The organism is Rhodanobacter sp. C03 (assembly GCF_002001175.1).
Taxonomy (GTDB): Bacteria; Pseudomonadota; Gammaproteobacteria; order Xanthomonadales; family Rhodanobacteraceae; genus Rhodanobacter.
In genome coordinates, this window is sequence record NZ_MUNT01000001.1 from 1,150,874 (window position 1) to 1,162,642 (window position 11,769).

Below are 11,769 nucleotides of genomic sequence, written 5' to 3' on the forward strand. Positions count from 1 at the left end.
CGGTCAACCGTTGCCGCTGGGCTTGGCGGGCTTTCGGCCGGCCTTGGTGGCCGGTTTGGCAGCTGCTGGTGTCACTGCCGCAGGTGCCTTGGCGCTGGCGGCTGGAGCCGGTGCCTCCTCGCCGACGACATGCGCGCTCTCGATCAGTACCAGCGGGTTCGGCACATCACCGGCGAACGGGCCGAGCGCGTGGGTGGGCATGGCGGCGATCTTGTCGACCACGTCCATGCCCTTGGTCACCTTGCCGAACACGGTGTAGCCCCAGGTCAGGCCACTCTGGTTGCCGACGAAATCCAGCCGGCGGTTATCGACCAGGTTGAAGAAGAACTGTGCGGTGCCGGAATTCGGATCGGCGCCGCGCGCGACGGCCAGCGTGCCGCGCAGGTTCGACAGGCCGTTGTCGGCTTCGCTGACGATCGCCGGACGTGTGCGCTTCGGCTGCAGGTCGCGCGTGTACAGGCCGCCCTGCACCAGATAACCGGGGATGGCCCGATGGATCAGGGTGCCGTCGTAGAAACCGTCGCGCACGTACTGCAGGAAATTGGCCACGCTTTTCGGCGCCTTGTCCGGATACAGTTCCAGCGTGATGTTGCCCTGCGAGGTACGCAGCAGCACTTGCGGCGCCGGGGACGCGGTTGTCGCCGGCTTGGTGGTTTGTGCCGTCAGGGTCAACGGCAGGAGCAGGAGCAGGGCGGCGAGCAGGGACTTGAGCATGGGCATCAGACAGTCTGGGCGTCCGTGCATGATACGCGGCTGCGGCATGGCTCAGGAAGACGAAGCTGCGATCAGCTGGCAGAGAGTTCCAGCCGCAGTCCCAGTTCCGCCATCGGCGCCTGTTCCTGTTGCAGGTCGGCTTCGCTGAGCGGATGCTGCTCAAGCCACGCGATCGGCAGGCTCAGTCGGAGGGACTTGCTGTTGGCGGCGAGCCGCATCGGCGGCAGCGACTCGGCACGACGGGCACGACGGAACAGCACCGCTACGCGTAGCAGTGCGGTGGTGTAGCGAGCCAACTGGCGATAGCGTTGTGGCAAGGCCATGATCACCGCCCGGTCCGGCTTGCGCCGGTGCATCTCGACCACGGCCGCGAGCAGTTGCTGCTCCTGCCGCGAGAAGCCGGCCAGGTCGGCATGACGCAGGATGTAGGCGCCGTGGTGATGGTGCTGGCTGTGTGCGATGGCCAGGCCGATCTCGTGCACGCGTGATGCCCATGAAAGCCATTCGCGCGCATCCGCGTCGAGCTTCCATGAGCGCGCAATCTGGTCGAACAGCATCAGCGCGGTCGACTCCACCCGTCGCGCCTGGGCGCGGTCGACGCCGTAGCGGGTGGCCAGTGCATCGATGCTGGCCGTACGCGGATCGCTGCCGCCGGCGCGGCCGAGCAGATCCCATAGCAGCCCTTCGCGCATCGAACTTTCGCACACGCGCATGCGCTCGATGCCGAGCGCAGCGAACGCCGCCTCGAAGATCACCACGCCGCCGGCGATCACCGGTGCACGCTCCTCGACCAGGCCAGGCAGTTTGAGCGTGTCGATCTGGCCGTGTTCGATCAGCACGTCGCGCAGCGCAGCGAGCGAGGTCGGGGTGATGCCGTCGTCGGAGAATTTCATCGCCTGCACCACCGCACCGATCGACTTGGCGGTGCCGGACGAACCAAAGGCATCCTGCCAGCCCGATTCGCGATAGTCCTCGGCAAACTGCTGCAGCAGCACGCCGATCTCGCTGCGCGCGCGCTGCCAGCGCTTGCGGTTGAGCTTGCCGCCGGGGAAGAAGCGCAGGGTCGAGGCGATGCAGCCGGCCTGCACGCTCTCGGTATGCAGCGGGGACAGTCCGCGGCCAATGATGAATTCGGTGCTGCCGCCGCCGACGTCGATCACCAGGCGCGGTTCGCGCGAGGCGGGCAGATCGTGGGCGGCACCGAGAAAGATCAAGCGCCCCTCCTCACGGCCGGAGACGATTTCGATTGGATGGCCGAGCGCTGCCTCGGCGGCGGTCAGGAACGTTTGCGGCGAGGCCAGCCGGCGCACCGTATTGGTTGCCACCGCACGCACCCGGATCGTCGGCAGACCGGCGATGCGCTGGCCGAAACGAGCCAGACAATTCAGCGCGCGCGCGCGCCGTTCGGCATCCAGCGTGCCGTCGGCGCGCAGGCCGGCAGCCAGACGCACACTGTCGCGCAAACGGTCGATCACCCGTGGCTCGCCGTGTTCCATGCGTGCCACCACCATATGGAAGCTGTTCGAGCCCATGTCCACCGCGGCGATCAGTTCGCCATCGCGGATCGGTGTCTGTTCGGCTGCACTCACGCCAAGACTCCCACGACGGTGAAGTGTGGATTCTCGCATGGGAGTACAGGCTGGATATGGAACCTGTTCATGGGCAGAACCGCTCGAGCAAGCCTTGCTGCGCACTGTAGGGCGGATTTTCGCCGGGTTCGGAGCGTACATAGCGACCATCGCTGCCGAGCAGCCACGCCTGGGTATTGTCGGCCAGGCCGTTGGCGAGGGTTTCCTCGAACACCCGCGCCGCCAGTTCGGGATCGAGGATCGGGAACGCCACCTCGATCCGCCGCATCAGGTTGCGTTCCATCCAGTCCGCACTGGCGCAATAGATTTCCGCATCACCGTCGTTGGCAAACCAGTACACCCGGCTGTGTTCGAGGAAGCGTCCGACGATCGAACGCACACGAATGCGTTCGGAAATGCCGGGCAGGCCAGGGCGCAGGGTGCAGGCACCGCGCACGATCAGATCGACCTCCACGCCGGCCTGCGAGGCGCGGTACAGCGCCTCGATCACGTGCGCCTCGTTCAACGCGTTGAGTTTGGCGACGATGCGTGCCGGACGTCCGGCCTGCGCATGCGCGGTCTCACGCTCGATCTTCGCCATCACGCTGGTGTACAGCGTGAACGGCGAATGCAGCAGACGTTTCAGCTTGATCATCGGTCCCAGCCCCGACAGCTGCTGGAACACCTTGTGCAGATCCTCGCCGATCTCGGCATTCGCAGTCATCAGGCCGATATCGGTATAGGTACGGCTGTTGAGCTGGTGGTAGTTGCCGGTGGACAGATGCACGTAGCGGCGCAGCAGCTCGCCTTCGCGGCGCACGATCAGCATCATCTTGGCGTGGGTCTTGAAACCGACCACGCCGTAGACCACCTGCACGCCGGCCTCCTGCAGCCGTGTCGCCAGGCGGATGTTGGCCTCCTCGTCGAAACGTGCGCGCAGCTCGATCACCACGGTGACGTCTTTGCCGTTGCGTGCAGCCTCCACCAGCAGATCGACCAGCGGGGTGTCCTCGCCGGCGCGGTACAGCGTCTGCTTGATCGCCAGCACCTGCGGATCGGCGGTGGCCTGGCGCAGCAGGTCGATCACCGCGGCAAAGCTCTGGTACGGATGGTGCAGCAGCACGTCGCGTTGGCCGATCAGCTCGAATTTGTTGCGGCCGCTTTCGAGTGCTGCGGGCAGCTGCGAGTTGAAACGCGGGAACTTCAGTTCCGGGCGATCCAGCCAGTCGTAGAGCAGCCCGGCGCGGATGATGTTGACCGGGCCATCGCAGCGATACACATCGGTTTCCTCGAGCTGGAAGTTCTGGATCAGCATCGCGGTGATCGCCTGCGGGCAATCGTTGGCGATCTCCAGCCGCACCGGCCGCGCATAGCCGCGGCCGACCAGTTCCTCGCTGAGTGCGAGGGCCAGGTTCTGCACCTCGGCCTCCTCGACGATCAGCTCGCTGTTGCGGGTGACCCGGAACTGATACGAGCCGACCACCTTGAAGCCCGGAAACATCAGGTCGACGAAGGCTTGCAGCAGCTCGGCGAGGAACACGAAGTGTTCGCCCGGTCCGCTGACCTCGGCCGGCACCTTGATGATCCGCGGCAACGAGCGTGGTGCGCGCACCAGCGCCATGTGGCCCTCGTGGCCGAACGCATCGCGGCCCTTCAGCACCACCGCGATGTTCAGCGTCTTGTTGAGGATGCGCGGAAACGGATGCGCCGGATCCAGCCCCAGCGGCGACAGCACTGGGAGCACCTCATGCTCGAAATAACCCTGCAGCCAGCGACGCTGACGTGGGGTCCATTGCTTGCGGGTGAGGATGTGGATCTGCGCGGCATCCATCTGCGGGCGCAGCTGCTCCTGCCACGTTGCGTATTGCTCGGTGACCAGATCCAGTGCACGAGTGCGGATCCGCGCCAGCAATTCGCCGGAAGGCAGCCCATCCGGCCCGGGCGCGGCCGAGCCGAAGGCGTGGTGATGCTTGAGCATCGCCACCCGCACTTCGAAGAATTCGTCGAGATTGTTCGCCACGATGCTCAGGTAGCGGACCCGTTCCAGCAATGGCACGCCGGGATCGCGCGCCATCGCCAGCACGCGGAAATTGAATTCCAGCGCGGCCAGCTCGCGGCTGAAGTACAGGCCGGGGGCGCTCAGGTCGGGTGGGTTGGGCGACGCGGGGGATGGTTGATGCATGGGTCATTCTGGCCCAAGGCGCAGGCCAAGGAAACTTAGCCCTCGTCGCTGCCACCTGGCAGCAGCAAACGCGCGTGGCCGAAATGGCAGGCGAAGGTTGAACCCACGCCCGGCGCGCTCTCGATCCGCAATTGCGCCTGATGCAGGTTCAGCACGTGCTTGACGATCGACAGCCCCAGCCCGGTACCACCGCTGTCGCGCGAGCGGCTGGAGGAGATCCGGTAGAAGCGCTCGGTGAGTCGGGCCAGGTGCGAGGCCGGAATGCCGAAACCGGTATCGCTGACCGAGTACACCGCACCATCCGGTGTGCGCTGCCAGCGGATCGCGATGCTGCCGCCGGTGGGCGTGTAGCGCACCGCATTGCTGACCAGGTTTGACAGCGCGCTGTGCAGATCCTTCGGCGAACCGAGCAGATCGGCTTCGGCAGTCGATTCGAGCGTGATCTCGTGACGCCCCTGACTCAGCGCCTCGGCTTCCTTGCGCACGGTGGCCAGCAGCGGTGCCATCAGCACCCGTTCGTCGACGATCTGGTGCTGTGTTTCCAGTCGCGACAGGGCGAGCAGATCTTCGACGATCTGGCCCATCCGCTTCGACTGTGCGCGCATCTCGCTCAGCACCGGCGCCAGCTCGGGCACATCTTCCGGATCGATCAGTTCGAGGTAGCCGTGGATCACCGTCAACGGCGTGCGCAACTCATGCGAGACATTGGCGACGAAGTCGCGCCGGACCTGTTCGAGCCGGTTCAGATGGCTGATGTCGCGCGCCAGCAACAACTGCTGGCGGCGTCCGAACGGCAGCATGCTGACATTGAGCTGGCAGTTGGGATGGCCCGGCGCGGCCACGTCGTTGAGTGGTTCCTCGGTGCCATCACGCAACCAGTCGGACAGATCCGACGTGGCCAGCCGTTGTTGCAGCAGAACGCCGCGATCCATCGGTCGGCGCAGCCCGAGCAGGTTCTCGGCGGCATGATTGAACCAGCGCACCTGCTGATCCTGATCGAGCAGTACCACGGCGTCAGGCAACTGGCTGGCGGCGTTGCGCAAGTCGCGCAGACTGGAGGCAATGCGGCGGGAACGCGTCATGAAACGGTCATGCTGAAGAGGGCTGGCGGAAGCCGGTGCCGCCATCATGGGCTGCGCTTGATGACGGATTCGGGTCAGCAGCAAGACGACTTCCGCCAGCGCGACCAGGGCGACTCCGCTGGCGACATGGCCATGCACGAGCCAACCCAGCAGGCCACCCGCAAGCAAGGCAGTCGCGAGGGCTGCCGGCAATTTCCATGTGGATGTTGCAGATTGGGCCATGCGGACGGAGTGCCGGTGGGCTCAAGGTGGCGGGAAGCCAGCATCGGCAAAAGCGCCTCCCACCGCAAGCCCGTTGTGCGGGTCAGGCGCTCAGCGAGAAGCGGTAGCCGGTACCGCGCACGGTCTGCACCATGTCGTCGAGCTTCCATGGCTCCAGCGTCTTGCGCAGGCGGCGGATATGCACGTCGACCGTGCGTTCTTCCACATACACGCTGCCACCCCACACATGGTCGAGCAGCTGCGTGCGCGAATAGACGCGTTCGGGATGAGTCATGAAGAAATACAGCAGGCGGTATTCGGTCGGGCCGATCGGTACCGGTTCGTCGCCGGCGAACACGCGGTGCGCGGGGCCGTCGATGCGCAGGTTGCCCAGTTCGACCATGCCGGAACCGTCGTCGCCCTGGCTGCGCCGCAGCACCGCCTTGATCCGCGCGACGAGCTCGCGGGTGGAGAAGGGCTTCACCACGTAGTCGTCGACACCAGCCTCCAGGCCGTTGACGCGGTCCATCTCCTCACCGCGCGCGGTAAGCATGATGATCGGAATCTCGCGGCTGAGCTCTTCCTTGCGCAGGCGCCGGGCCAGCTCCAGCCCGCTGGTGCCCGGCAGCATCCAGTCGAGCAGGATCAGGTCGGGTACTTGTTCGGAGATCGCCAGCTGGGCGGCACGGGCATCGGCTGCCTGCATCGCGTCCATGCCGGCCTTGCGCAGGGCAAACGCGATCATTTCGCGGATTGATACTTCGTCTTCTACGATCAGGATGCGTTTGTGCACGCCGTGGTCTGCCGGTGGCTTATGACGAAGATATTGCAGCGCATGAATGTTACGCGTCGATGACATCCATGCTAGCAGGGTGTCATGCAGGCGGGCCGCCGGCGCCGAAGCAGAGCCGGCCATCGCACGGGTTCAGTGATTGCCACTGCTGTTGACCGTCCGGGCTGTCGTCGGTCTTGATCCTGCGTTTGTGCAGCTCCAGCACCAGCGGGGTCAGCTCGGCGATGCGCGCCTGGATACGCACGCGTGCGTAGTAGTCCAGATCGTCGCGCTTGAGCAGTCGCTTGAGTTGTTCCATCGCGTCGAACGGGCGACCGGAGTAATAGCTGGCATCGGCAAAGGCCTCGCCGGCACGGATGTTGTCGCCGGCCTTGTCGCTGGCGCGGGCGTAGGCGCTGTAGATTTCCGGCTCGCTGGCGTTGTCCAGCAGCGGTCGCAGCAGGCTTGCTGCCTGGCGCGCCTGGCTGGTGTCGCCGCCATTTGTGAGTGCTTCGGCGTAGGCCAGCGCCACCGCGCGGTTGCGCGGCGACTGCGCATTGAGATCGCTGTAGCTGACCAGTGCGGCGGCGCGCTGGCCGGCCTGCAGCCGGGCATCGGCCAGTGCCAGGCGCAGGATCAGGTTGTCCGGGTACGACTTCAGCAACGGCTGCAGCTGATCGATCGCCAGCGCACCGCGACCGCTGCGGGTGAGCGCCAGCGCGTAGCCGTAACGATTCGCGGTGGTGTCGAAGCCGTGCTGATTCTGCAGGCTGGATGCGTAGAAGAGCGCCAGCTTGGGGGCGTCGCCGGCCAGTACGCGCACGCGCTCGCGCATCAGTGCCCAAGTGTCCTTGCGATCGGCCGATGCCAATGGCTGAGTCAGTGCGCTGGGATCCTTGACGAACGGGATGGGTGCGGTGCTCTTTTCCCACTGGGTGCGATCCATGCCGCTGCTGGACGGCCGCAGCTTCTGCGCCGCGATCAGGGCACCGGCGCGCGCCTTGGCGTCGCTGATGCGTGCGGTCGTCACCGGATGGGTCTGCAGCAGGGCGGGCACGTCTTCGCCACCCGCGCCCGTGCTCATGACGTCTTCCATGCGCTGGAAGAAGTCGGCCATCGCATTCGGGTCGAAATCGGCATTGGCCAGCGTCTGGATGCCGACGCGGTCGGCCTCGATCTCGTCGTGGCGGGTGAAATTGATCGATTTCTGCGCAATCAGGCCCTGGCCACCCGCGAGCACCGCCATGGATGCGTCACCGCTGTGGCCACCGGCACCGGCGGCGATTGCGCCAAGCAGCACGAGTGCCATCAGCGGCGCATCCTTCTTGGAATCCTCGAACGCGCGCTGCAGGTGGTTCTGCGTGATATGGCCGATCTCGTGGGCGATCACGCCGGCCAGCTCACTCTCGTTCTGGGTGATCGTGATCAGGCCCGAATTCACCGCGATGTAACCGCCAGGCGCGGCGAAGGCATTGATCTCGGGGTCTTTCACGATGAAGAACGCGAAGTGATCCTTCGGCTTGTCGCAGTTGGCGACCAGCCGGTAGCCGAGGTCGTTGATGTAGTCGTCCAGCAACGGGTCGTCCACCACCATGTCCAGTGCGCGCATCTGGCGCAGCATGGAGGCGCCGTAATCCTGCGCCTCCTGCGGCGAGATCAGCGCATTCGCGGAGCTGCCCAGATCCGGCAGGCGCACGTCCTGCTGTGCGCTGGCGGCACAGGCCAGCCCGGCGGTGATCAGAGCCGCCAGCAGGCGTGGCGCGGGTCGTCGTGGTGTCATGGTCATGGGTAGGCGACAATAGCACTGTGACCGCGGCTGGCGTCGCCGGTTCAGTACTTGAGAGGCTGGCTGGCGTCCCCATCTTGATGGCGGTCTTTACCCGTTGTCCCGGAGTGTTGTGATGTCGAAGATCGAGGTCTATTCCACCGCCGTATGCCCGTACTGCGTGGCCGCCAAGAACCTGCTCAAGTCGAAGGGACTGGCGTGGAGCGAGGTCCGCGTCGATACCGATCCGGTCCAGCGCGATGCCATGCTGGCGCGCAGTGGCGGGCACCGCACGGTGCCGCAGATCTTCATCAACGACCAGTTCGTGGGCGGCTATGACGAGCTGGTGGCCGCCGACCGCAGCGGCAAGTTGACGCAATTGCTGGAGCAAGGCGCATGAGCGACAAACTCGCCGAATTCACCGCGTTCCGCCAGCGCATGAACGAGCGCATCCTGGCCGAGGACAACCAGGTCGTGCGGCGTTTCTTTGCGCTGGATACGCAGACCTACAAGGCCGGCGCGCTGGACGTGAAGACCAAGGAGATGCTCGGCCTGGTCGCCTCGCTGGTACTGCGTTGCGACGACTGCATCAGTTACCACGTGGCGCAGTGCAAGGAAGCCGGCGTCGAGCGCGATGCGTTCTTCGAGGTATTCAGCGTCGGTCTGGTGGTGGGTGGCTCGATCGTGATACCGCATCTGCGCCGCGCGGTGGATCTGCTCGACCAGCTTGAGTCGGGCAGCGAAAGCGACAAGACCGCCTGCGCCGATCACGCCTGAGCCGACACTTCAGCGGATAACCGGACGATCGCGTCATCGCATGATCGTCTGCGGCTTTTCGCAATGCTGCGTGCGAGTATTTGCAACGCCTTGCTAGGCCTTCGCCCTGTTCGCGTCGCGCTGCATCGGGGATAATTGGCCGGTTTCAGCACGTGCCCGTTTCTCTTCCGCACGTGCTGCTCGTCAGTTTCCGCTATCAGGAGTTCCCCCATGAGCAAGACAATTGCCGTGATCCCCGGCGACGGCATCGGTCCGGAGATCATGTCGGCCACGCTGCGTGTGCTTGACGCGCTGGATTGCGGTCTCGCCTACGAATTTGTCGACGCCGGCATGGTTGCACTGGACAAGCACGGCGACTTGCTGCCGCAGGCTACGCTGGACAAGATCGCCGAGCGCAAGGTGGCGCTGAAAGGTCCGCTGACCACGCCGATCGGCGGTGGTTTCACCTCGATCAACGTGACCCTGCGCCGGCACTTCGACCTGTACGCGAACGTGCGCCCGGCGGTGAGCTTTCCGGGCACCAAGTCGCACTACGAGAACATCGACATCATCACCGTGCGCGAGAACACCGAGGGCGCCTATCTGTCCGAGGGACAGACGCTGTCGGAGGATGGCGAGACCGCCATCTCGATGATCCGCAATACCCGCAAGGGCAGCGCGCGCATCGTGCGTTACGCGTTCGAGTTGGCGATCAAGAAGGGCCGCAAGAAGATCACCGCCGTGCACAAGGCGAACATCCTGAAGACCAGCTCGGGCCTGTTTCTCAACGTGGCACGCGAGATCGCCAAGGAATACCCGCAGATCGAGTTCAACGAGATGATCGTGGACAACACCTGCATGCAGCTGGTGATGAAGCCCGAGCAGTTCGACGTGATCGTCACCACCAACCTGTTCGGTGACATCCTGTCCGACCTGTGCGCCGGTCTGGTCGGTGGCCTGGGCTTGGCGCCGGGTGACAACATCGGCACCAACGCGGCGATCTTCGAGGCGGTGCACGGCTCGGCGCCGGACATCGCCCGCAAGGGCATTGCGAATCCGTGCGCGCTGCTGCTGGCCGCCGCCGACATGCTCGACTATCTGGATCTGGTGGCCAAGGGTGATCAGTTGCGCCAGGCGATCCGCGCCACGGTGGAACTGGATCATGCGCAGGTCACGCCGGATCTCGGCGGCAAGGGCAGCACCGACAGCTTCGCCGACGCCATCGTCAAGCGCATCAAGGGCTGAGCATCAACCGCCTCGATACGGAAAAGCCGCGGCGATCAGCCGCGGCTTTTTTCATGGCGGGGGATTCAGTGCTTCGCCGGTGTGTAGCTGCCAACGTCGGCCTGCGAGGGAACGGCAATACGGTTCCAGCTGTTGATCAGGATGACCGCCATGTTGAGGTCGATCAGTTCCTTTTCGCCGAACTGGGCGCGGGCCTGCTCGTAGACCTCGTCGGGTACGCCGTGGACTGGGTCGAGCCGGGTCACCGCCTCACACCAGGCCAGCGCAGCGCGTTCGCGCGCGCTGTAGAACGGTGCCTCGCGCCAAGCCTGCAGCAGGTACAGGCGCTGTTCGGTCTCGCCAGCGGCGCGGGCATCCTTGCTGTGCATGTCCAGGCAATAGGCGCAGCCGTTGAGTTGAGATGCGCGCATCAGCACCAGTTCGATCAGGCTTTGCTCGAGGCCGCAGTTCCTGACGTATTCGCCCAGGGCGAACAGTGACTTCATGGCATCGGGGCGCTTGGTGGCATTGAAACGGGGCATGGGGTTCTCCTTGCGGTGCGCAGCCGGTAGTGGCCGTTCAATGCAAGGACGCCGATGATGCCGATTTCGTGACAGCTGCCAGCCGGGCGAGCTTGCCGGGGTGGCGCAGGGAGTGCACCGCAGTGATGCGCTCGCCGTCGTCGTCGATCCAACTGGCCGAGATCAGCGTGTCGCCATGCCAGCCGAACAGGGCCGGTGCGCCATTGAGCTGACGGATCTCGTGGCGCACGCCGTAGCACTGCTGTTGCAGCCCAATCTGCATGTACAACCGGGCCAGTCGCTCGGCTCCGTGCAGCGGGTGCAGGGTGGCCCGTGCCAGGCCGCCACCGTCGGCAACGCTCATGGCATCTTCGGCAAACAGGGCCCGCAACGTGGACATGTCAGGCTGTTGCAGGGCCTGCATGAAGCGTTCGAGCAGACGCCGCTGGGTGTCGATGTTCGGCATCGCCTGGCGTGGGCGATCCTCGCGTAGCCGCTGTTTCGCCCGATGCACACGCTGGCGGCAGGCGTCCTCGCCAATGCCGAGCATCGCGGCCGTCTCGGCATGGCTGTAATCTAACACTTCGCGCAGAAGGAAGGCGGCGCGTTCCTCCGCGCTCAACCGTTCCAGCAACAGCAGGAAGCTCAGGGTCAGGCTCTCGGCGCGTTCCAGTTGCGCTTCCGGCTGTTCGGATTCCGCGATCAGTGGCTCTGGCAGCCAGGGGCCGGGGTAGTGTGCGCGTTCGGTCTTGGCGCGGCGCAGGCGATCCAGCGACAGCCGGGTGGTAACAGTGACCAGCCACGCCGCGGCATCGTCCAGTGCGTCGGCATCCTGTGAGTGCCAACGCAGCCAGGCGTCATGCAGCACATCCTCGGTATCGGCGGGCGTGCCCAGCATGCGATAGGCCAGCCCGAACAGGCGCGAACGGTGCTGCTGGAACAGGGTGGTGTGCAGATCCATGGCGTTCTCCGTCGGCTTGATGC

11 protein-coding genes are annotated in these 11,769 nt (G+C 65.2%); 3 read left to right on the forward strand and 8 right to left on the reverse strand.

All coding sequences use genetic code 11. The annotated features are described in order from the left end of the window. Nucleotides 1-3: 3 nt before the first annotated feature. The 6 genes from B0E48_RS04885 to B0E48_RS04910 form a co-directional block, all read right to left on the reverse strand. Nucleotides 4-714: a peptidylprolyl isomerase gene (locus B0E48_RS04885; RefSeq protein ID WP_077516414.1), complete on the reverse strand. Its 711-nt coding sequence runs from the start codon at nt 712-714 to the stop codon at nt 4-6. A 71-nt stretch (nt 715-785) separates the two neighbouring features. After that, nucleotides 786-2,303, reverse strand: a complete 1,518-nt coding sequence (locus B0E48_RS04890; RefSeq protein ID WP_077516416.1) for a Ppx/GppA phosphatase family protein — start codon at nt 2,301-2,303, stop codon at nt 786-788. A gap of 67 nt (nt 2,304-2,370) precedes the next feature. Continuing rightward, on the reverse strand, nt 2,371-4,464 hold the full coding sequence (gene ppk1, locus B0E48_RS04895; RefSeq protein WP_077516418.1) for a polyphosphate kinase 1: 2,094 nt from the start codon (nt 4,462-4,464) through the stop codon (nt 2,371-2,373). A gap of 35 nt (nt 4,465-4,499) precedes the next feature. After that, nucleotides 4,500-5,594, reverse strand: a complete 1,095-nt coding sequence (phoR, locus tag B0E48_RS04900) for a phosphate regulon sensor histidine kinase PhoR (protein ID WP_254423878.1) — start codon at nt 5,592-5,594, stop codon at nt 4,500-4,502. Nucleotides 5,595-5,850: 256 nt separating this feature from the next. Continuing rightward, on the reverse strand, nt 5,851-6,540 hold the full coding sequence (phoB, locus tag B0E48_RS04905) for a phosphate regulon transcriptional regulator PhoB (RefSeq protein WP_077516994.1): 690 nt from the start codon (nt 6,538-6,540) through the stop codon (nt 5,851-5,853). Between the two features lie 82 nt (nt 6,541-6,622). Continuing rightward, nucleotides 6,623-8,305: a M48 family metalloprotease gene (locus B0E48_RS04910; protein ID WP_077516422.1), complete on the reverse strand. Its 1,683-nt coding sequence runs from the start codon at nt 8,303-8,305 to the stop codon at nt 6,623-6,625. Nucleotides 8,306-8,420: 115 nt separating this feature from the next. Here B0E48_RS04910 and grxC point away from each other — a divergent pair, with 115 nt between their 5' ends. The 3 genes from grxC to B0E48_RS04925 all read left to right on the forward strand — a co-directional run bounded on the left by grxC (nt 8,421) and on the right by B0E48_RS04925 (nt 10,285). After that, nucleotides 8,421-8,684, forward strand: a complete 264-nt coding sequence (gene grxC, locus B0E48_RS04915) for a glutaredoxin 3 (RefSeq protein ID WP_077516424.1) — start codon at nt 8,421-8,423, stop codon at nt 8,682-8,684. Further along, entirely contained in the window at nt 8,663-9,061 is a 399-nt protein-coding gene (locus B0E48_RS04920; RefSeq protein WP_174566719.1) for a carboxymuconolactone decarboxylase family protein, read from the forward strand. The genes grxC and B0E48_RS04920 overlap by 22 nt, the downstream gene beginning before the upstream one ends. Before the next feature lie 210 nt (nt 9,062-9,271). Then, nucleotides 9,272-10,285, forward strand: coding sequence for an isocitrate dehydrogenase (locus B0E48_RS04925; protein WP_077516428.1), 1,014 nt, complete (start codon nt 9,272-9,274; stop codon nt 10,283-10,285). Between the two features lie 65 nt (nt 10,286-10,350). Here B0E48_RS04925 and B0E48_RS04930 read toward each other — a convergent pair whose 3' ends face one another. Continuing rightward, nucleotides 10,351-10,806, reverse strand: a complete 456-nt coding sequence (locus tag B0E48_RS04930) for a carboxymuconolactone decarboxylase family protein (protein WP_077516430.1) — start codon at nt 10,804-10,806, stop codon at nt 10,351-10,353. Nucleotides 10,807-10,843: 37 nt separating this feature from the next. Further along, on the reverse strand, nt 10,844-11,746 hold the full coding sequence (locus B0E48_RS04935) for a sigma-70 family RNA polymerase sigma factor (RefSeq protein WP_077516431.1): 903 nt from the start codon (nt 11,744-11,746) through the stop codon (nt 10,844-10,846). Between the last annotated feature and the right edge of the window lie 23 nt (nt 11,747-11,769).